The following is a 20,584-nucleotide window of genomic DNA, read 5'->3' as shown; positions in this document are numbered from 1 at the left end:
TTTGCTAGACCTTCGCCAATCAGAGCTGCCAAACTTACCGTCGAGCATCGCTCTGCGGTAGGCCCCCAACTTGGGCTGACATTCGCTGTTGCGAGTGCCCTTGCTTGCGGTCGGGAGCGGAATCTTAACCTTCGGCTGGGAGCTGTCAACGACTCAAAAAGAAATTCGTTAGACGCCCCGAAAAACGCCGGCCCTCTTCTTCGTCAGACTTTGCTTAGAACCCTATTACGGTAGAGTCGTCGACGCGGTTCGAATTCCGGTTCAGGTTTTCCAGCCGCGTTCGTCGGAGGCCTCTGGAGCTCGATTCACGCTTCAAGAAGAGGCACTTTTTCGTCGCACGCCTACCTCATTCCGACGGGGCGCCGTAATTTGACGGCGTTGACTCCTCTCCTGTCCGCCAATCTCCAACCAGCGATCTCCGACGATGCCTTGCCGCGGTGTAAGAGGCGCCACCACTGTCGAAGCCAACGAGCGGGAGGCGATCCTCACCGCCACCCGCCAACTGCTGGCCCTACTGATCCGCCGTAACGGAATCGAGCGCGCGGACATCGCCAGCGTGATCTTCACCGTCACCAAGGACATTAACGCCGAGTTCCCCGCCCTCGCTGCCCGGCAGCTCGGCTTGTCGGGAGTCCCTCTCCTGTGCGGGTACGAGATCGACGTCCCCGGCTCGCTGGAACTGTGCATCCGGATCCTCGTCCACTGGAACACCGAGAAGACGGCCGCCGAAGTTCACCACGTCTACGCCCGCGGCGCCGAACGCCTGCGGCCCGACCTCGAATCGCCTCCCGAGATCGACCTGGCGGAGCTCGAAGCCTGGATCACCAAACAAATGGGCGGCGGCGTTTAGGCCTCGGGACTCTCCCCATTGAGCTGAGAGGGGGAGAACCACTCAGGCGTGCCGATCAAGAGAAGCTGCTGGCGATTGTCTCGCCTGACACCCTAGCCATCAGCTACAGCACTTGCGGCATCCCCGGGCGCGCCAGTAACATGCGGGGCTCGCGGGCGACGTACGGCGTCGCCCCCTCCGATACGAACCGGCGTGCCCCGCAAAGCGGTTGGCCACGCCCCTCAGAGCGGGTTGAACTTGGGTACGAAGAAGTCGGGTAAAGGCCGCCGCAAACAGGGTCGCAAGAAGCGGCGGATGCGTGCGAAGATCCGCCACCGCAAGAAGTAGCGATCCGGTGAGCGTCCGCGCTGCCCTGCGTCGAGTTAGGTTTCCGAGGTGCTTCTTCGGCCGACCGGACTCCACGCGGCACGCGGCCCGAGCCGCTTCTCTTCAATCGCCCCTGCCGGCAAACCTCTTGAGGGGCCGGTATTGGCTACTGCGCGACCGTTAGGCACTTGAGCCCGGGCGGTAGTCGCACATCACGCGCGACACACACACCCTCGCACGGCTTTAGCGAAGCCTGGCTGTTCTTCGATCCTTCGATCTCGTCATTGCCCTCCGTCTCAACGCGTCCTGAGGCATCTCGGATCGGCGGGAGTCTTGTGCGCAAAAGGCCCGTTTCTTGGGGACCGGTTTCAAGGCATTCGCGGCTAGAATAGCCGTTGCTCACCCCTTCTCGTCGGAACAACACGAGCCCATTGGCGAGGCCCGCGATCCGATTCTCGAGGCGAGCACTGAGCATTGAGCACGCCAGGCGGCCGTTTGACTCGCAGAGAAAAGGCCTTGCAATGATGCAGTTGCGATTCGTCTCCCCCCTTCGGGCCCTCACGGTCGCCATCTCTCTTCTGGGCGTGATGGAGCCGACGTTGGCGGCCACGTTCTCAGAGCAGGGCGCCTCGATCTTATGGGGCGCGAATTACGCCGGACGCAGCGTATCCCTCGCCGACATCGACAACGACGGCGACTTGGACATGTATTTCCAAGGCTCAACGTCGTCCGATCGGCAACTCTGGCGCAATAATCTGACCGAGATGGGGTCGCTAACGTTCACGAACGTCACCGCGAGCAGGCTCCCCTCTGGAAGCCTCTCGAACTCCTGGAGCGCGGGCTGGGCTGACTACGATGGCGACGGCTTTGTCGATGTGTTCGTCGGGCAGACCAATAGCGGAAGCACCCGAGGTTCACTCCTCAAGAACGATGGAGATGAGTTCTCGAAAATCACGAGCAGCTTTGTCGGGCTCAACGACCCCGGCTTTCACCAGAACGTCGGCTGGGCGGACATCAACAACGACAAGCGCCTCGATCTCATTATCGGGATGGAAGGTCCTGAGCGGCACGAAATCTATCTGCAAGGCGCGTCCGGACAGTTCACGCCCACCGGCCAGGACGCCGGCTTTCAGGTCGCCTACGGCACCAAGGGCTACGGCCTCGCGATGGGCGACTACGACGGCGACGGCGACCTCGATGTCTACATTTCGACCTGCCGAGCCGGCGGAAACATCCGCAACAACTTCTTCAAGAACATGCTCACTGAGACGGGTTCGCTTAGCTTCGTCGATATAGCCGACACGAACGGCACGCAGTTCATGGGCAACAGTTACGGCACGGAGTTCGTGGATTTCGACAACGACGGGCGACTCGACCTCTACATGACCGGCGCCGACGGCAGCGACACTAAGATCTGGCGCAATGACGGGAACGATCAATTCACCGATGTCGACACCATCCTCGGTCGCAAGCTCCTCAACAACATGAATGGTGAGGACCTCAACGGCAGCAAAGCGGTCGATTACGACAACGACGGTGACCTCGACCTCTACTTCCACGACAACTTGGCATCAGGAGGCAACCATCGGCTGTACCGCAATGACGGCAACTGGGAGTTCACCAACGTCACCGCGATCGAGGGATTGAACACAACTGGAGATGGGTCCCCCGTAGGCGCCGGCGCCTACGACAGCGCCTGGGGAGACCTCGACCGCGACGGCGACCAGGACCTCGTCCACCCCAACAACTCGACCTACGGCGGCAGCATCCCTACGCCCGAACGCGTCTACATCAGCGACGCCTCCACCAACGGCAATCACTGGCTCTATATCGAACTCGAGGGCCCGTCGTGGAACACCACGGGCCTTGGCTCGACGATCTATGCGACGATCGACGAGGGCGTTCTTGAGGGCGAGACCCTCCGCCGTGAAGCCAACACCAACATCGGCACCTTCAACCAGAGCGACCTCCCCGTCCACTTCGGCCTCGCCGACGCCACCGTCGTCGAGGAACTGCTAATTGTCTGGCCCGACGGCTCGAAGCAGGGCCTCCAATCGGTCGCCGCCGACCAGTACCTCACCGTCACGTTTCTGCCGGGTGACTACAGCGGCGACGGCGTCGTCGATGCGGCCGACTACACCGTCTGGCGTGACGGCCTCGGAGATCAGTTCGTCCAATCCGACTACGACGTCTGGCTAGCCAATTACGGCAGCCCGCTAGTGTCCAGGGCGACCTCCACGGTCCCCGAGCCGGTGGGCTTGGCGGCAGCCCTGCTCGGCGTCATCGCAATCGCCAGACGGCCCAGAAAGCGGGCGTGAGCCGTCGGCGCTAGCTGCGGATAGCGTCACTAAACATCTTTCTGAGGCCACCCGCGGCTAGCGCCGACGGCTCACTGCGACCAACGCCAGCCCAACCAGCACCAGAGACGACGGCTCCGGCGCCGCCGTTGTGATATCGGCGACCGGCGTCAGCGATTCCCACGTCAGCCCGACACTGTCCCGCCAGATCGTGTAGTCGGCGGCGTCCACCAAGCCGTCGTTGTTGCCGTCGGCGGTGAGCAACTCAGTGTCGCCATAATTCGTCCGCCACACCTCAAAGTCCGAGTCATCCACCTCGCCGTCGCCGTTGTAATCACCGGGTAGCGTCACGAACGGGTCCGAGAAGAGCTCGCTCGTCAGGAATGTCTCGTCGGTTAACGTCTCCATAAACGCCACCAACTGCAGGACTTCTTGCTCCGTCAGGCCAAGCTGCAAAGGATTGCGCAGCGATTCGTCGAGCGCTGGATTGTCCTGAACTCCGATGTTGTAGAACTCGACGACTTCCTGCAAGGTCGAGAACCGTCCGTCGTGCATGAAGCGGCCGCGGACGGCGATATTCCGCAGCGAGGGCGTCTTGAACCGCCCCTCGCCGACGCCTTCATCGACCGGCTCGACCTCGAGGCCGATGTTCGACACCAGTTCACCGACGTGTGCTTCGGTCGTGTGGCAGCCGCTGCAACGCCCGGCGCCGTGGAAAAGCTGCTCGCCTGCTAGCTCATCGGCGGTGAAGACCTGGTCGAACTGCGGCGTCGTGGAGCCCGGCGCGAATGCCGTATCGTACTTCGACTGGTACGAAACCATCGCCCGTTCGAATTGCGCGATCGCCTTGCCGATCCGTTCAGGCGTTATCTCGGGCGAGCCGAACGCGGCTTCAAACAGCTCAGGATAGAACGTTGTGGCGCTCAGCTTGTCAACGACCTCGGCGAGCGTTGAGCCCATCTCTAGAGGGTTCTCGATCGGCATCAACGCCTGGGCTTCGAGCGATTCGGCGCGCTCGTCCCAGAACATCGCGCCGGTGATGTAGTACCGTGAGTTCGCTAGCGCCATCGAGTGCCGCGTGCCGAGCTGGCCGTCGATCCCCTCGCTGACCGGCTCGGGGTCCGAGAAGCCCGTCGCCTGTTGGTGGCACGACGCGCACGCCGTCCCGTTGTCATGCGAGAGCCGCGTGTCGTAGAAAAGCACTCGGCCAAGGGTGGCGCCGGCGTCGCTGATCAGGTTGTCGGCGGGCGTGTTGTCCCGCGCGGCGACAGCGCCGAATTTGAAGTGCGCCGGCATGTCCTCACCGGCGTACTTCACGTACCCCAATGGCTCGGTCGGCAACGCCGGCACTTGCGGCTGTGCCGCCATGAGAGGGTCGAGGATTGAGATCGCCAACAACGTAGCGCCCAATGCCCTCACCAGCTTGCCACGTTGATGACTTCCAGAATGCCTCATCGCAGCTCCGAGATCGGAGTGGCCGCCGACGTCGGCCCATTTGCCTAAGCGGAGTCTGACGAATGCTACTCGCATCGACGAGCGCAAAGTCTACCGCCACCTACACTTGCGTTTTACTTGCGGCTTCAATCGCGGACAAGCGAAGAGGGAGTCAGCTGCGTGACAACGCTGTAAGAACACGCAAAGGCGAGAGCTGGACGCCCGCGTCATGGTTCGCAAGACGAAAGCTCTGGTGGCTGCAGTAAGCCCTGCAGAATTGAGTGATCGTGAGAAAATTCCTGAGTAAATCTCGCCCTGAGTGCCCTCTGGCGGATAGAACACTTCCAGGCGCCGCAGATCCCCCCTCACCCGAGGACCGCCGATGGATCGGACCCACAAGGCTTGGCAGGTCTGCCATAAACCCGCCAGTCGATCGCTGTGTGCTGGTTTTACACTGATCGAGCTGCTGGTGGTCATCGGGATCATCGGGCTCTTAGTGCAGCTGATGCTCCCCGCGGTGCAGTCGGCGCGCGAAGCCGCTCGGCGGGCGACCTGTTTGAACCACCTGCGGCAGATAGGCCTCGCGACGCAGCTGCACGTCACGACACACGGCTACTTCCCCAGCGGGGGGTGGTCGGGTGATTTCGTCGCCGACGCGGATCGAGGCTACGGCCGCGATCAACCCGGCGGCTGGCCCTTCAGTGTTTTGGACTACCTCGAACTAAGCGTTCTCCGCGACGCAGCGGCTGGCGAGGACGTGACGGCTGAGCCCCTTGCGCCCGGATACCTGACACTCCTCCTGTCGGCACCGGATGTTTTCTACTGCCCCAGCCGCCGTCCCGCGCAGCCCTACCCTTTCAAGACTTCGGGAAATGCGCCATGGACGCCGGTCACCGGCCGCGGCGTTGTCCCCCACGGTCGCGTCACCAAGACCGATTACGCCGCCAACAGCGGCGACGCCCTCTACAGCGCCGCTGAGGCGTTTATCGGCGAGCCCAACATGTGGACGCCCGACAGCTACGCTGCGCTCAAGCACGCTCCAACAAACTGGACGCCGACGAACGACCCCGCCACACCGTATTACCAAACTGGCGTCAGCTACTACCGTAGCGAGGTGCGTCCCGCCCAGATCACCGACGGGACAAGCAAGACCTATTTGGTTGGCGAGAAGTTCCTCCGTCCGTCGCTCTACGAAGACGTCAACGTCGTCGACAGCGTTGTCATGATGGGCGACAACCAGACGGCGTGGGCCGGCTACGAGTGGGACAACCACCGTGTCGCCTGGAACCCGCGTTCGCCCTGGTCGCAAGGCGAGTACCAGCCGCAGGCCGACACCAGTAAAGCCGGGTTTCCCAACATCTACGCCTTCGGCAGCGCGCACCCATCGGCGATGCACATGGCGTTCTGCGACGGCTCAGCCTCAACGGTCGCGTACGACATCGCGCCCGAAGCTCACCGCGCCGCCGCCAACCGCCTCGACGGCGGTGAGTAATCCCACCTCCGTTACTTACGCGACAACAAACGCAGCGAGCTTGACGAACCGATCGGAGCTAGGCGATTGGTGGGTTTCGTCGCGTCCCTCATGCCCGTCGTAGCAAATCTATCGATGAATCGTCGTCAACTCATCGCCGCGGCCGCAGCTGTTCTGCTCATCGTCGCTAACGGCGCGGTCTGGTACGCCCGGCGCCAACCCGAGCGGACGCCGCCCAACACAAGGCAGGTCCTCCGCAAGCAGATCGTTGATAGCTGGGAGGACCTGTCGGCAGTCCCGCTAGCCGATGCTCCCGACGCACTGCGGCAAACGATCAGCACCGAAGGACGGCTTGAGCAAGGCCGCAATGCGGCCGGCTTCGGCCGGTCGGTCGCCCATCGGCCACTAACCTCCCATGAGCAAGTTGACCTCATCGACGCCATCACCGGCGCTGTCACGGCCATCGGCGCAGCCGACCCCGACACACTCGTCGCCTATATGAGAGACCGTGGACTCAAGTCTGCGTCGGACTCGTCAAAAGCCATCAGCGATATCGAGCCACATTGCGCCGGTGTGGTAGCCGGCGCGACCCAAGTTTATCTATGGAAGCCGCGTTCGTTGCGGGAAGTCTCGATGGTCCAGATGGGACGCAACGAGTCATGGGTCTGGGGAAACGAAAGGATCTATCTCCCCTCGTTCACCGGCAACCCCATCTTCGAGCAAGTCAGTCGCACCAACCCCGCCCTCTTGGCGGACGTACGTGTTCTCATTGAGCACGACGACGGTCTGGGCCGTATTCGCAGCCCCTATTTCTTCCGTTTTTGGTACGCCGAGGACTCTAAGCAATGGCGCCCACTGGCGCTCAAAATCGTCTGGACCGGAAATCAAGAGCCTCCATCGGTAATGTACTAGGTCGGCCGTAACAACGACGGCGAGAAACAACGACGAGCATGGGGGCCCCGACCAGCAGAATCGTCGCCGGTTCAGGAATAAGCAGCGAACTACTCGCAACGATAGAATCTCGCCAAACCGTGTAATCCGCCGCGTTGATGACGCCGTCGCCGTTGCCGTCGGCCTCGCCAACCGTCACTGGCGTTGGCGTCGCAGAGCCGTACTGCTGCGACCAGACATCGTAGTCAGCAGCGTTTACCGAGCCGTCGAAGTTGTAGTCGCCACGTAAGAGTAGTGAATCTACTCGGTCGTTGAGCCACACCACAGTTTCGCTCAGCGCCGCGATCGGCGTGCCGAAGGTGGCGAACGCGAAGTACAACGACTTGGTAGGCGCCAAGCCGTCCATCCGCAACCGGAGTGACGCCACGTACACGCCCGGCGCCGCGGCGGCTTCGCCGGCGCCTGCGAGCTCCCAGTAGCGATGCGCGTGCAACGCGAGCGCGTTGGAGGTCGTCGTTCCGACCCGCTCCCCCGGAACCGCGGCCGCGGCGCCATCGACGTTCGCCGCGATGAAGTTGGGATCGTAGAGCGTAAGTGACGCGTCCTCGGCGGTAATAAAGTTGGGCTCACCGGCGCCGTCCCAGTGCATCAAGTTCGATGTCACGCCGCCGGTCGTCAGCGGCAGAAAATCCCAAAAGACGTCCTCGCCCGCCGCCAAGGACTCCGTCCCCGCCGGCGCCGGTGAAACCGACAGGAACGACGGGTCGGTCGTCAGGCCGTTCGAAGGAAGGTAGGAGCTAAACACGCGCGTGCCGATCGTCTGCCCGCCCGGTGCATCGCTGTCGTAGCCGGTGACGAGGCGATCTCCCTGCCGCTGGACGAGGACTCCCTCGCCGTGACCGAACGCGTTGGATGCGACAGTAAGCAGCAGCGCGGCGGCGCTGGCGTATCTCAGGAGTCGTGATGACATCGGGTTGCTATTGAGCGATGGCGGGGCGATCGGGGCGCCACCCGCGGCAAGCGCCGACGGCTCAAGTTGAGAGCGACTCACCTGAGCCGTCGGCGCTAGCCGCGGGTGACCGTCCGAAGAACTTTCGGTAGTTAAAGAGCGGAGCGGGCCGCGAAGCCCGCCCCGCTCCCTCGGGCAGTGCTAACCGCGGCGCCGGGCAGGGACACACGCAGCCAGCATCGCCACCATCGCCAGAGTGGTCGGCTCAGGGACTACGAGCGACTCGGCGTGTTGGATGGCGCTGGCGTAGAAAGAAAAATCCTTGCCCCCAACCACCGGCGCGCCCGACGACGGGTCTTCCATGAACGCTATCACCGCTTCGCCGATCTCCTCCCCCAACGCGATCGGGTCGGCCGCGTCGTTCACCAAGCTCTCGACGAGCGACACCATGTAGTACGAGTCCGAATCCTCCAAACCCTCGACGCTGATCGTGAACTCCGCCAGGTAAACGCCGTCGGGGATCGGCTGCCCGTCGGCGGTCAGGTCTTCCAGGCCGAAATGCTCGTGCGTGTGGAAGCCGCCGCTAGCCTGCGTGACGACGGGCTGCGGCGCATAGCCGCCCGCCACACCCGTAGCGGGCGCAAAGTTCGGCGTGCCGGCGCCGTCCCAGTACGACAGCTCTTGCAGGTTCCAGAAGATCTCGGCGAGTGCCGGCAGGTCTCCCTCGTTGGCGTCGTAACCCGGCTCGGTCGAGGAGAGGTCGTAGGGGATCACCGGGTTGGTCGCCAGCGGCACGAGCACCGCTTGGAAAACGCTGTCGTTCGGATCGAAAGCGATCTGCTCGATGTCGTCTTCGTCTAGCTTGGCGTAACCAACGTCCGCCTTCCCATCTGTCTCAAACACAGCGATATCGCCGCCGCTGCCGTGAGCGAAGGCCTCCGGCGCCACGCTCGAAGTAGTAAGCGACACAAGTCCCATCGCAATCGTAAGCTTCTTCATCGATAAAATCCTCAAGGTGTAGGCGCCGCTCCGGAATCCAACTTGTGGGAGGCGTCGTCTCCCGACGCCGAATACGGTCTCTTGGCCGAACACGGCATGGTGCGCGTAATCGGGGTCGGGAGACCCCTCCCGCAAGGTCGTTCGGAACAGCCTTGTTGTTGTGAAACGAAAGCCGCCTCTAATGCTGCGGCGGCTTCGCAAAATTGAAGTTCTCAGCGCACCACGCCGCGATCGTCTCCGACGAGATCACTTCCACGTGGGCGTCGGCGTACAGGTAGTTCGCGACGCGTCCTGGGTGACGATCGACGGCGACCTCCTCGGTCACCGCGCCGTACACCTGTTCGCGCCGCTCGCCCTCGTCGAGCAACTCGGCGTCGACGAACCACATCTCTGAATGCGTGTGGTCCGCCCGGGCAAACACTCCCGCCGCCCCATCGGCCGCGATGCTCTCCAGCATCATCAGCGTCTGGTGCGTCGCGGCGAGGTCGTACAGCGAGCCGACCATCCCCTCCTGCCGCTGCCGAATCGCCTTGGCGATTGCCGGCGGCGCCCCGGCCGGGACGCGGTCGGGATAACGCAAGTAGCCGTTCATCGCGTAGCTCGTGTCGGCCCGCAGCATCCCCGGAGGTACACCCGAGCCTGCTTTCATCTCGTCGCTCGTCAGCGCTTCGCCGTTGATCCGCACGAGGTCGTCCGGGCAAAGGCGAATTGCATCGACGTCCTCGGCGTACGGCGCCAGCGTGGCGATCCAAGAGACTTCTTCTTGGTCCGCCGGCGTCGCGTCGGGCGATTGCTCCCATTCCGTGTAGGCACGGTTTGTGTAAGCGAGCAATGGAAAGTCGCCCCGATGCGTGTCGGCGTACTGGTGCGTCGCGATCCCGAGCTGCCGCATCGAACTCGCACACTGCGTCCGCCGCGCCGCCGCCCGCGCCGACTGAACCGCCGGCAAGAGCAGCGCCACGAGCGCGCCGATGATGGCGATCACCACCAGCAGCTCAACGAGCGTAAAAGCGCAGCGCGAGCGCACGAAATCGCTCCCGAGACCAAGGACACGCCGCACGCAACCAGTTCCCGCAAGCGCGGAACCGATTCGGAGATGTGCGACGCGGAGAAAGAAGGGCGACGCTAAGCCGCGGGCGGCCCGCGTGGCCGCATGGCGCGCCACTTCGATGACGATGCATCGACGCGCGTCGAGAGTCGCCCCAACTCCGTCGGGGGAGCAATCGACAGAGCCTGCGCGATCGAGAGCGTCGCAACGACGCCCGGCACAGCAGGCGGGCACACGTGGTCGTGAACGTCGCCACTGGCCGCCCTGTAACCTGGCGTCCCGCCGCTCAGCGGCTTAGCGGTCGGCTCCGAATCAGCAACCGGGAACGGATGCCAGTGAGCCAGCTCCCCCGCCCCATGGCTATGGAAGTAAGCTCCCCCCGCAACGGCCTCGCCCGTTGTCAGGCCCGAAAGCCAAAACGCGGAGTGCGTGAACGCGTCCTTCGTCGCCGCGCCGAGACACAGCGAAAGCGCGACCGCCAAGCGGATCGCGAAGCCGGCGATGGACCAAAGGCGGGACACGGGACCAACACTGTCGCACGCAGCGAACGATCCGTCCAGCTTCCGCGGCCCGAATAATCCGCGAGCCGGGAGCCTCAGCGGATCACGTCCGCGAACGCCTTCTCCGTCGCCGCCAGCGCCTTGGCGCCATGCTCGCCGCCGATCACGACGCTGACGCGCACCTCGCTGGTGCCGATCATCTCGACGTTGATCCCCGCGGCGCTCAGCGCCCGGAAGATGCGCGTCCCGACGCCCGTGTGGCTGCGGACGCCGACGCCCGTCACCGACAGGATCGCAACGCCCGGGTCGAGGCTCACCTCGCCGCCGATCTTCTCCGCGACCTCGGCGACGATATCCGCGGCGGCCTTGGCGTCTTTCTGCGGCACCGTGATGCCGACGCTCGTGAGGCCGTCTTCACCGATCGACTGCACGATCAGGTCCACCATCACGTCCCGCGCGGCGATCGCCTCGAAGATCTGCGCCGCGACGCCCGGCGTGTCGGGCACACTCCGTAGCGAGAGCAACGCCTGCGATTCGTCGATCTCACAACCGTCGATCCGCAGCTCTTCCATCGCTTGCAGCCTCGCGATCACCGCCTCGGCGTCGGCGGCTTTCGCCTCCTTCGCGGCGGCGAGCGAGTCCTCGATCGTCGCGGGGCTCGACGGCGTCTTGCCGAGCTCGAACTCGCGGTGCACCACACGCAACGCCTCTTGCCCCTGCTCGCGCGCCACGAGGCACGAAACCTTGATCGTGCTGGTCGAGATCGCATGAATGTTGATGCCCGCGTCGGCTAGCGCGCGGAACATCCGCCGCGCGACGCCGGGCTGGCTCGCCATCCCGAGACCGACGACCGAGACCTTCGACACCGGCTCACCAACACGGACCTCACGGGCTCCAACCGCCGCGGCAGCCTCTCTGGCCGCCTTCTTCGCGGCGTTCAGCTCCGTGTCGAGCACCGTGAACGAGATGTTCGCCCGCCCATCGGCGCCGCGGCTCTGCACGATCATGTCGACCGACAGGTTCGCCGCCGACAACGACTCCAGCAGCGCCAAGCTCACGCCCGGCTTATCCGGCACGCCGGCGATCGTCAGCTGCGCCTCGTTCTTCGTTAACGCCGCGCCGCTCACCGCGCGGTCGGCCGCCTCGCTCAGCGGACCGATGATCGTGCCCGGCACGTCGGTGAAGACGCCCGAGTTGCGCACGTGGATCGGCACGTTGAACTTCTTGCCGAACTCAATCGACCGGCTGTGCATCACGCCCGCGCCGAGGCTTGCCAGCTCCAGAATCTCGTCGTGCGACACGCAGTCCATCTTCCGCGCGGCCGGCTCGATCCGTGGGTCGGTCGTGAACACGCCGTCCACGTCGGTGTAGATCTCGCACATGTCGGCGCCGAGCACCGCCGCCAGCGCCACCGCAGTCGTATCGCTGCCGCCGCGGCCGAGGGTCGTGATATTGAGGTTCTCGTCGATTCCCTGGAACCCCGCGGCGATCACAATGCGGCCAGCATCGAGGTGCGCGCGAATGCGATCTGCCCCGATCGAACGGATCCGCGCCTTGCCGTGCGCGCTGTCGGTGCGGATCTCCATCTGCGCCCCGGTAAGGCTCACCGCCTGCCCACCCAGATCATGAATCGCCATCGCCATCAGCGCCACCGACACCTGCTCGCCCGTCGAGAGCAGCATGTCCATCTCCCGCGCCGGCGCGTCTTCACAAACCTGCGCGGCGAGATCGACAAGGATGTCCGTCTGATGCCCCATGGCCGACACGACCATGACCACCTGCGCCCCCTGCTGCTGCGCGCGGAGCGCCCGACGAGCGGCGGCACGGATCTTCTCGGCATCGGCAACACTGGTGCCGCCAAACTTCTGAACGATAAGTGACATAGGGGAACCGCCAAGTCGCCAAGAGCGCCAAGGATCGCCAAGGAAAGTTAGGTAAGTACGATTCTCTTGAAGCCGTCTTTAAGTAACGGCACGTTGAAGTTGATCAGCAGACCCAGCTCAAGACTGGTCGCACGAAGGTAATTGAGGACTTGAGCATGATGGATCGCATGAAGCAAATCGACGGACTTCAATTCCACGACAACAAGACCACCAATCAAGAAATCAAGCCTCGCATCGCCGACCGGCACTCCCTTGTAAGTAAGAGCAACGGGATGTTGTCGGGCGAATTCGATTCCTCGCGCGGATAGCTCGACTTCCAAAGCTCTTTCATATACCGATTCCAAGAATCCAGCACCAAGGACGCGATGGACTTCAAGAGCAGACTCCCAAATCTGCTTCGCCAGTCGATCGGCGGCTTCACTAGGCTCATGCACTCTTGGCGTTCCTTGGCGCTCCTGGCGTCTTGGCGGTTCAGCTTCCTTTGATAAACCAGCGCATCGCATCCCAACCATTCGGGAACGCCAACTCGGACGCCGCCGCCACTTTGTCGTCGTAAGACGCAGCCCCGTCGGCCTCGATCCCTTCGCCCGCCAAGCACACGGGCACGTCGCCGTGGGTGTGCTTCTTGGTGCTGAGAAACGTCGGGTGGTCGGGGCTGATCATCATGCGCCACGGCTCGCCGCGTTTCTCTAGCGCCTCGACCAGCGGGCCGACGATGTGGCGGTCGATCTCTTCGATCGCCTTCACCTTCTCGTCGGCCCGGCCTTCGTGCGACGCCTCGTCCGGCGCCTCGACGTGGACGCAGACCATATCGTACTTGCCGAGCGCGTCGATCGCGTAGCGGCCCTTGGCCGCGTAGTCGGTGTCGAGATACCCCGTGGCGCCGGGGACTTCGATCCGGTCCCAACCCACCAGCGCCGCGATGCCGCGCAGCAGGTCCACCGCCGTAATCATCGCCCCCTTCGGCCCGAACTTCTCAGCGAACGGCTGCAATGTGGGGGCCCCGCCCTGCCCCCACAGCCAGACGCTGGTCGCCGGCTTGTGTCCCTCGGCGACGCGTTTCTTATTGACGGAATGGTCAGCGAAAATCCGCTCCGAAGCCTCCATCAAATCCACCAGCACCCCGCCGCCGGGGCCCTTCGGGTGGGCGTCGTGGATCACCAAGTCGGTCCAATCGTGCGGCGCCTGAGTGCGGGTGTCGTTTGAGAACGGCGCCGCCAGCTTGTCGCCACGCCAGATCAAGAGGTTGCGGTAACTAACGCCCGGGACGAACTCCAAGGCGCCCCGCCATTTCGGATCGCTAGCGACCTCGTCCTGCAACGTCTTCAGCAGCGCCGCCGACTCCTCCGAAGTGATATGGTCCGCCGTGAAGTCCACCATCACCGGACCGTCGCCATGATCCTCGACGGTGACCGTGTTGCAACGAACCGCCCAATCCCCTTCGCCCAGCTCGATCCCCTGCGCAGCCGCCTCCATCGGCGCCCGGCCGGTAAAGTGCGCGAACGGGTCGTAGCCGAGCAGCGAAAGATTCCCAATCTCACTCCCCGCCGGCAGCGACTTAGGCGTATGGCAAGCCCGCGCGACAACGCCCCGCTTCGCGAGCGCGACCATGTGCGGTGTCGCAGCCGCCTCCAGCGGCGTCTTACCACCGAGCGAACCCTGCGCCTCATCGGCGGCGCCGTCGGGGATGACGATTACGTATTTCATAAGGATTTATTCACCACAAAGGAACCAAGGAACGAAGGGTGCTACCGCACCACTCGTTTGATTCCATCTTTGAAATGCGGGACGTTGAAGTTGAGTAAGAGGCCGAGGCGGCAATTGGTCAGCTTGAGGTAGGTAAACAGTTGGGCTTCGTGGATGGGAGCGAGTTGTTCCACTGCTTTGAGTTCGACGATGACTCGTTTGTCAATGAACAAGTCCATCCGTAGCCCAGCGTCGATGATCTCGCCGTCGTACTCGATCGCGAGCAGCGGCTGACGCTCAAAAGGAACTCCACTCTTCGTCAATTCCTTATCAAGGCAGTGCTCATAGATCGACTCGAGCAAACCAGGGCCAAGCTTCGAGTGAACACGAAAGGCCGCGTCCAGCACTACCCGAGCAAGTGCCTCGTCCCTTTCAGCGATCGGCTCAAACCTGCCCACAAAACCCTTCCCGTTGATCCGTCCTTCGTTCCTTAGTTCCTTTGTGGTTAATTCTCTTGCGAACTAACCAACAACGCGCAGCCGTACCGGCCCCGCCGCGACGGGTTTCAGCTTGCCGATCGCTTCGCAAGCCCGCGACACGGCGCCCTCGGTCGTCTCGTGCGTCATCAGCACCAGCGGCACCGTCGCCGCTTCGCTTGCTTGTTGCTGGAAGCTGGCGATTGAGATCCCCTCGGCCGCCAGCGCCGCGGCGATCTGCGCGAGGACGCCCGGCTCGTCCGCCGCTTCGACACGCAGGTAGAACTTCGCCAGCGCCTCGGCCGGGTCGGCCACCGGCGTGCGGTCGGACTCGGCGCTCCACAACTTGAGCGTCTGGAACGTCAGCCGCGTGCGGCCGACGGCCGTGTCGATCAGGTCCGCGACGACTGCGGAGGCGGTTGGCATCTGCCCCGCGCCTGGCCCCTGTAAGAACAGCTCGCCCACCGCGTCGGCTGTGATTCGCACCGCGTTCATCGGCCCCGACACGTCCGCCATCGGGTTGCCGTTTTTCACCAGCGTCGGGCCGACCGAGAGTTGCAAACCCTTCGCCGTAAGCTCCGCAACGCCCAGCAGCTTGATCGTATATCCCAGCTCCTGGGCCATCTTCACGTCGGCGAGGTCGAGCGTGTCGATCCCGGTGCGCGGGATCGCACGCCAGTCGGGCCGCGCGCCGAACGCCAGGTGTGCGAGGATCGCCAGCTTCTGCGCCGTGTCGGTCCCATCGACGTCCATCGCCGGGTCGGCCTCGGCGTAACCGAGCCGCTGCGCCTCGGCGAGCACGTCGGCGTACGGCGCGCCCTCGCGATGCATTTTCGAGAGGATGAAGTTGCAGGTGCCGTTGAGGATGCCGGTGAGCGACTCGACCTGGTTGGCCGACAGACATTGGCTGAGGTTGGCGATGATCGGGATGCCGCCGGCGACCGCCGCTTCGAAAGCAATCGTCCGCCCCGCCGCCCGCGCCGCGTCGAACAGCTCGGGCCCATGGGCCGCGATCAGCGCCTTATTCGCCGTCACGACGTCCTTGCCCGAATTAAGCAAAGCGAGCACCACCTCGCGGGCGCGCTCGACGCCCCCCATCAGCTCGGCGACGACGTCGATCGACGGATCGGCCACGACCGCGTCGATGTCGTCCGTCAGCACTCCGTCGGGGACGTCACAGCCCCGGGGCTTCTTGGGGTCGCGGACCGCCGCCTTCTCGAGCCACAGCACCCGTCCCGCTTGCCGAGCGGTCCGGTCTCCATGGTCCAAGAGAATCTGAGCGACGCCCGACCCAACCGTGCCGAGTCCGATGAGGCCAATCTTGGTCTTTTCCACAACAGCGTCGATGGGGCGGGGGTCGTAAAAGACCGGTGTCCGGGGCTAGAAACCAGACCCGACAGTAGAAGCACGCTGCGCCCGAAGGTCAACGGACGGCGAGGTTTGCGCTCGCGTAGAGTAGAATAGAATCGTGAACAGGGAATCCCGACCGACCTTACTTCACCTGCGGATGGCGTCGAGCAAGTACTGCAGCGGCGCAACAAGCAGCTAGGACGCCACTAGTGGGCTCCGGCACGGCTATATAAATGCCGCCGCTATAATAGTTGTCGTAGAACTGATCCGGCAGGTCCTCGCTAAACACCGTCCGCTTGAAGTCGCCAGTCGTGGCGTCGAACTCAAGCAGGCTGGCGGTCGTGAACGGCCCGTACGGCCCATTTGCGCCGCCGTGAACCGCGCGTAGCACAACGATATTGCCTCTACCGTCCTCGAACGCCCCAGTAAAGAGGCTTCCGACGGGACTTCCAGATGACGTCAAGTCCACCTTTTCCAGCAATGATTGTCGGGGCAGCGCAATCGCAGTCGCTGGAACGACGAAACTACCCTGCATCGGGCTTCGGAATGCGCTAACATCAACCGAATAGCTATAGCGATCGTTCGGCTGACTGGTAAGAGGATTCGTGTTCTCAAACGTTACAGCAACCTCGCCCGACGGCAAAAGTTCGGGCGTGAAGAAATCCAACGGTGACATCTGAGAATCTGATATATAAGGCAGGACGGAAACGACGGAAGGTCCTCCGCTGAAATCTTTCGCGAATCTCATTAGAGCAGCCCTCGACTCGACGTACGTCGATGCATTCGGTGTGCCACTGAAGAGGTCGGCGTATCCTACCCCATAGAGATAGCCATCGGGGTGGAACAGCACCTCCCCCGCGAGTCTCGCCGTCGTTTCAAATCCATCTGGGGTGAGACTGCAGCCTTGACTCCCGCAGCGCGACTCGTAGGGGCCGTATCCTGACGACCAGAAAGACTTTCCCTCAGGGGTGGCTGGCTGGTTGCCATAGAGCGGCAATCCTGAGAAAGCGTCGAAACCGTAGAGGCTATGGCTACCCAGGTCATGCGTAACGACCATCAACTTGGCGATCGGCGCCAGCGACAACGACACCATCGCTTCACCGAGGACGGGCGTTGCATCGTTTGGGGTTGGATTAGGGCTCGGGTTTCTCGACGATCCGTATTCGATCAGACGTACCCCGTCATCGCTGTACCGTACCGCGCTGGTTCGGGTGTTGAGGATGTAGTCCGCGAGGCAGGTACTGCTCGTCGCGAGGACGGATAGCAAGGCAGTGCTCGCTGCGAGGCGTCTCATCGGCGGGCTCGGATCAAGTTGAACGAAAGTAGTCAGAAGCAAACGTCACGAAGACGAGCGAGGGGCGATCCCCGAGAAATCGACTCGAAGTGTACACCCACAGAGCCTCTAAAGTCAAAGTTTGCAGTGGTTTGCGCTCAGCGCGCCCGGCGATAGAATCGCAAGACTTCGGCGAGCCGGCGACGCGAGTCGTCGGAGCTGCGGCTGGTACCCACTTCACTCCAACGACTCGCGTCGCCGGCTCGCCATCGCTCTACTCTCCGCCTTCGCCCTCCCGCCTTCCCCCTTCGACCGCTCGATGCCCCGCTACAACCCCGCCACCATCGAGCCCAAGTGGCAAGCCTTCTGGGAAGCCGACAACACCTTCAGCGCGCCGCGGTTGCCGGACGATCCGCAGAAGAAACTCTACGCGCTCGACATGTTCCCTTACCCGTCGGGCGACGGGCTGCACGTTGGGCACCCGGAGGGGTACACCGCCACCGACATCGTCTGCCGCGCGCGACGGATGCAGGGGTACTCGGTCGTCCACCCGATGGGCTTCGACGCCTTCGGCCTCCCCGCCGAGGAGCACGCCATCAAGACGGGCGAGCACCCGCGCGTGCAGACCGAGAAAAACATCGCGACGTTCCGCCGCCAGTTAAAGATGCTCGGCTTTAGCTACGACTGGGACCGTGAGATCGCGACGACCGATGTCGAGTACGTCCGCTGGACGCAGTGGATCTTCCTGAAGCTCTACGACACTTGGTTCGATCGTGAACAGCAGAAGGGCCGGCCGATCGCCGAGCTGGAGATTCCCGAAGACGTGCAGGCGATGGGCGAGGACTTCGCGCGCCGCTGGGTCGATGAGCGCCGGCTGGCGTACCAAAGCTCGGCGCCAGTGAACTGGTGCCCCGCGCTCGGCACGGTGCTCGCCAACGAAGAAGTGATCGACGGCAAGAGCGAACGCGGCGGCCACCCCGTCGAACGCCGCCCGCTACGCCAATGGATGCTCCGTATCACGTCGTACGCCGACCGCTTGTCGGCGGGGCTCGAAAAGCTCGATTGGCCCGAGGGCGTCAAAGCACTGCAGCGGAATTGGATTGGGCGGAGCACGGGCGCGGAAGTTGATTTCCGAATCGCGCAAACAAACTCAACATCGCAATTAGCCCCCGGCCGTTTATCGATTGAATCGGCACCGGGGGCTAAATCTGATGGCGAGGTCAAATGGGGCGATAAGCCTGCCGACGGCGTCCTCCGCGTCTACACAACCCGCCCCGACACGCTCTTCGGCGCGACGTACATGGTCATCGCGCCCGAACACCCGTACGTCGAGCGTTTGACCACACCCGACCAAGCGGCCGCGGTGAAGGCCTACGTCGAAGCAGCGTCCTTCAAGAGTGACCTCGACCGCACCGAGCTGGCGAAAGACAAGACGGGCGTCTTCACCGGCTCGTACGCGATCAACCCAGTAAACGGTGAGCAGATCCCAATCTGGATCGCCGACTACGTGCTCATCAGCTACGGCACCGGCGCGATCATGGCGGTCCCGGCGCACGACGAGCGCGACTTTGAGTTCGCGAAGAAGTTCAGCCTGCCGATCAAAGCGGTCGTCGATCCAGGCAGCGACCTAACTCAAAAGTCCATCCAAGTCACAGGTAAAACAAACTTTCCTTTACAGACCGCAAGTGGCGGCCAGGTTCAAATCCATCCCAATCGAGTTAGCGTCACAGAAACTAGGACAAGCAGGAAAGCGGTCCTCAGAGGAGAATTTGTCTATGCAGGCGAAGGCGTAGCGATCAACTCCGGTGAATTCGACGGCACGCCAACCGCCGAGTTCAAAACTAAGATCACCGCTTGGCTGACCGAAAAGGGCGTCGGCAAAGAAGCGGTCAACTACAAGCTCCGCGACTGGCTCTTCAGCCGCCAACGCTTCTGGGGCGAGCCGTTCCCGATCGCCCACGAACTCGACACCGACGGCAAACCCACCGGCCTCATCCGCACCGTCGCCGAGTCGGACCTCCCGGTCGATCTGCCGCACCTCGAAGACTTCAAGCCACACGGCCGCCCCGAGCCGCCGCTCGATAAAGCTCCCGCGGAATGGCTCTACCCCGTCATTGACGGTGTTAAGTGCAAGCGCGAGAGCAACACCATGCCGCAGTGGGCCGGCAGTTGCTGGTACTACTTGCGCTTCCTCGACCCGAAGAACAGCGACTCGCCGATCGACCCCGAGATCGAGAAGGCGTGGATGCCGGTGGACCTCTACATCGGCGGCGCCGAGCACGCCGTGCTGCACCTGCTCTACTCGCGGTTCTGGCACATGGTGCTCTTCGACCGCGGCGTCGTCAGCACGCCCGAGCCGTTCCAGAAGCTCGTCAACCAAGGGATGATCCTCGGCGAGAACGGCGAGAAGATGTCGAAGAGCCGCGGCAACGTCGTCAACCCGGACGAAGTCGTCCGCGAGTACGGCGCCGACGCGCTCCGGCTCTACGAGATGTTCATGGGCCCGCTGCCCGACTCGAAGCCGTGGAACATGGAAGGGGTCGCCGGCGTGCGGAACTTCCTCGGCCGCGTCTGGCGGCTGATGATCGACGACCGGTCCGAAGAGATGACGCTCGCCGCCGAAGTGTCCAACGCCGAGCCCACCGCCGAGCAGCTCCGCGTCACGCACGCCACGATCAAGGCCGTCACCGAAGACATCGACAAGCTGTCGTTCAATACGGCGATCGCGCGGATGATGGAGTTCGTCAACTTCTTCACCAAGGAGACGTCCCGCCCCAGGGCATGCCTCGAGCCCCTGGTGCTCATCCTGTCGCCCTTCGCGCCGCACTTGAGTGAAGAGCTGTGGTCGGCTCTGGGACACGCTCAGACGCTCGCCTACGAGCCCTGGCCGGCCTTCGACGAAACCCACCTGGCGACCGACACGGTGGAGATCGTCGTCCAAATCAGCGGCAAAGTCCGCGGCAAAGTGAGCGTCCCCACCGGCGCCGACCAAGCTGCGATCCTGGCCGCCGTCAAAGCCGACCCCAAAATTGGCGAGCAACTTGCCGGGAAACAAATCGTCAAAGAGATTGTCGTCCCGGGTAAGCTGGTTAACCTCGTCGTGAAGGGGTGAGAAACCGCCAAGACGCCAGGAGCGCCAGGATCGCCAAGAGCTGACAACACGCTGTCGAT

The 20,584-nt window shown here is 63.3% G+C and carries 17 protein-coding genes; 6 read left to right on the top strand and 11 right to left on the bottom strand.

All coding sequences use genetic code 11. The features are described 5' to 3' along the window. Positions 1–424 precede the first annotated feature (424 nt). The 3 genes from aroH (at position 425) to Spa11_RS03795 (ending at position 3,474) form a co-directional block, all read left to right on the top strand. A complete protein-coding gene (gene aroH / locus Spa11_RS03800) occupies positions 425–850 on the top strand; it encodes a chorismate mutase (protein ID WP_145108113.1) in 426 nt (141 codons plus the stop codon). 192 nt (positions 851–1,042) lie between these two features. Next, positions 1,043–1,177: a hypothetical protein gene (locus tag Spa11_RS23435; protein WP_261342285.1), complete on the top strand. Its 135-nt coding sequence runs from the start codon at positions 1,043–1,045 to the stop codon at positions 1,175–1,177. A 500-nt stretch (positions 1,178–1,677) separates the two neighbouring features. Next, positions 1,678–3,474: a CRTAC1 family protein gene (locus Spa11_RS03795; protein ID WP_145108110.1), complete on the top strand. Its 1,797-nt coding sequence runs from the start codon at positions 1,678–1,680 to the stop codon at positions 3,472–3,474. Between the two features lie 57 nt (positions 3,475–3,531). On the opposite strand, the gene Spa11_RS03790 is transcribed toward Spa11_RS03795, so the two are convergent. Beyond that, a complete protein-coding gene (locus Spa11_RS03790; RefSeq protein WP_197529715.1) occupies positions 3,532–4,821 on the bottom strand; it encodes a cytochrome c peroxidase in 1,290 nt (429 codons plus the stop codon). A gap of 448 nt (positions 4,822–5,269) precedes the next feature. On the opposite strand from Spa11_RS03790, the gene Spa11_RS03785 reads away from it, so the two are divergent. Both Spa11_RS03785 and Spa11_RS03780 read left to right on the top strand, forming a co-directional pair. After that, positions 5,270–6,379 (top strand): DUF1559 family PulG-like putative transporter, encoded by a 1,110-nt coding sequence (locus Spa11_RS03785; RefSeq protein WP_145108102.1) that lies wholly within the window; start codon positions 5,270–5,272, stop codon positions 6,377–6,379. 114 nt (positions 6,380–6,493) lie between these two features. Next, positions 6,494–7,270: a hypothetical protein gene (locus tag Spa11_RS03780; protein WP_145108098.1), complete on the top strand. Its 777-nt coding sequence runs from the start codon at positions 6,494–6,496 to the stop codon at positions 7,268–7,270. On the opposite strand, the gene Spa11_RS03775 is transcribed toward Spa11_RS03780, so the two are convergent. The 10 genes from Spa11_RS03775 to Spa11_RS03730 form a co-directional block, all read right to left on the bottom strand. Further along, positions 7,221–8,219, bottom strand: coding sequence for a dockerin type I repeat-containing protein (locus tag Spa11_RS03775; RefSeq protein ID WP_145108095.1), 999 nt, complete (start codon positions 8,217–8,219; stop codon positions 7,221–7,223). The two genes, Spa11_RS03780 and Spa11_RS03775, sit on opposite strands and share 50 nt — an antisense overlap. A gap of 180 nt (positions 8,220–8,399) precedes the next feature. Further along, positions 8,400–9,197 carry a hypothetical protein gene (locus Spa11_RS03770; protein ID WP_145108092.1) on the bottom strand — a complete coding sequence of 266 codons (798 nt, stop codon included), beginning with the start codon at positions 9,195–9,197 and terminating at the stop codon, positions 8,400–8,402. Between the two features lie 178 nt (positions 9,198–9,375). Further along, entirely contained in the window at positions 9,376–10,224 is an 849-nt protein-coding gene (locus Spa11_RS03765; protein ID WP_145108088.1) for a DUF1559 family PulG-like putative transporter, read from the bottom strand. Positions 10,225–10,322: 98 nt separating this feature from the next. Next, a complete protein-coding gene (locus Spa11_RS03760) occupies positions 10,323–10,766 on the bottom strand; it encodes a hypothetical protein (RefSeq protein ID WP_145108085.1) in 444 nt (147 codons plus the stop codon). Positions 10,767–10,840: 74 nt separating this feature from the next. After that, positions 10,841–12,628 carry an aspartate kinase gene (locus tag Spa11_RS03755; RefSeq protein ID WP_145108080.1) on the bottom strand — a complete coding sequence of 596 codons (1,788 nt, stop codon included), beginning with the start codon at positions 12,626–12,628 and terminating at the stop codon, positions 10,841–10,843. Between the two features lie 47 nt (positions 12,629–12,675). Further along, positions 12,676–13,062, bottom strand: coding sequence for a GxxExxY protein (locus Spa11_RS03750; protein WP_197529714.1), 387 nt, complete (start codon positions 13,060–13,062; stop codon positions 12,676–12,678). Between the two features lie 37 nt (positions 13,063–13,099). Beyond that, the gene (locus Spa11_RS03745; RefSeq protein ID WP_145108072.1) at positions 13,100–14,335 is read right to left on the bottom strand and encodes a cofactor-independent phosphoglycerate mutase; all 1,236 of its coding nucleotides are present in this window, start codon (positions 14,333–14,335) and stop codon (positions 13,100–13,102) included. A 41-nt stretch (positions 14,336–14,376) separates the two neighbouring features. Next, on the bottom strand, positions 14,377–14,721 hold the full coding sequence (locus tag Spa11_RS03740) for a GxxExxY protein (protein ID WP_261342283.1): 345 nt from the start codon (positions 14,719–14,721) through the stop codon (positions 14,377–14,379). A gap of 114 nt (positions 14,722–14,835) precedes the next feature. Then, positions 14,836–16,125, bottom strand: a complete 1,290-nt coding sequence (locus Spa11_RS03735; protein WP_145108066.1) for a homoserine dehydrogenase — start codon at positions 16,123–16,125, stop codon at positions 14,836–14,838. A 157-nt stretch (positions 16,126–16,282) separates the two neighbouring features. Beyond that, entirely contained in the window at positions 16,283–17,407 is a 1,125-nt protein-coding gene (locus Spa11_RS03730; protein WP_145108062.1) for a hypothetical protein, read from the bottom strand. 325 nt (positions 17,408–17,732) lie between these two features. Here Spa11_RS03730 and Spa11_RS03725 point away from each other — a divergent pair, with 325 nt between their 5' ends. Next, positions 17,733–20,525 carry a leucine--tRNA ligase gene (locus Spa11_RS03725; protein WP_145108058.1) on the top strand — a complete coding sequence of 931 codons (2,793 nt, stop codon included), beginning with the start codon at positions 17,733–17,735 and terminating at the stop codon, positions 20,523–20,525. Positions 20,526–20,584 lie beyond the last annotated feature (59 nt).

This window comes from Botrimarina mediterranea (genome assembly GCF_007753265.1).
Lineage (GTDB): Bacteria > Planctomycetota > Planctomycetia > Pirellulales > Lacipirellulaceae > Botrimarina > Botrimarina mediterranea.
Note: the sequence above shows the minus strand (reverse complement) of the source record. Positions and strands in the feature narration are given on the sequence as shown.

What these genes read in the sequence shown, in the direction of transcription:
- aroH (WP_145108113.1), top strand. Translation starts at nt 425, where the DNA reads ATGCCTTGCCGCGGTGTAAGAGGCGCCACCACTGTCGAAGCCAACGAG.
- Spa11_RS03795 (WP_145108110.1), top strand. Translation starts at nt 1,678, where the DNA reads ATGATGCAGTTGCGATTCGTCTCCCCCCTTCGGGCCCTCACGGTCGCC.
- Spa11_RS03790 (WP_197529715.1), bottom strand. Translation starts at nt 4,821, where the DNA reads ATGGCGGCACAGCCGCAAGTGCCGGCGTTGCCGACCGAGCCATTGGGG.
- Spa11_RS03785 (WP_145108102.1), top strand. Translation starts at nt 5,270, where the DNA reads ATGGATCGGACCCACAAGGCTTGGCAGGTCTGCCATAAACCCGCCAGT.
- Spa11_RS03780 (WP_145108098.1), top strand. Translation starts at nt 6,494, where the DNA reads ATGAATCGTCGTCAACTCATCGCCGCGGCCGCAGCTGTTCTGCTCATC.
- Spa11_RS03775 (WP_145108095.1), bottom strand. Translation starts at nt 8,219, where the DNA reads ATGTCATCACGACTCCTGAGATACGCCAGCGCCGCCGCGCTGCTGCTT.
- Spa11_RS03770 (WP_145108092.1), bottom strand. Translation starts at nt 9,197, where the DNA reads ATGAAGAAGCTTACGATTGCGATGGGACTTGTGTCGCTTACTACTTCG.
- Spa11_RS03755 (WP_145108080.1), bottom strand. Translation starts at nt 12,628, where the DNA reads ATGTCACTTATCGTTCAGAAGTTTGGCGGCACCAGTGTTGCCGATGCC.
- Spa11_RS03745 (WP_145108072.1), bottom strand. Translation starts at nt 14,335, where the DNA reads ATGAAATACGTAATCGTCATCCCCGACGGCGCCGCCGATGAGGCGCAG.
- Spa11_RS03725 (WP_145108058.1), top strand. Translation starts at nt 17,733, where the DNA reads ATGCCCCGCTACAACCCCGCCACCATCGAGCCCAAGTGGCAAGCCTTC.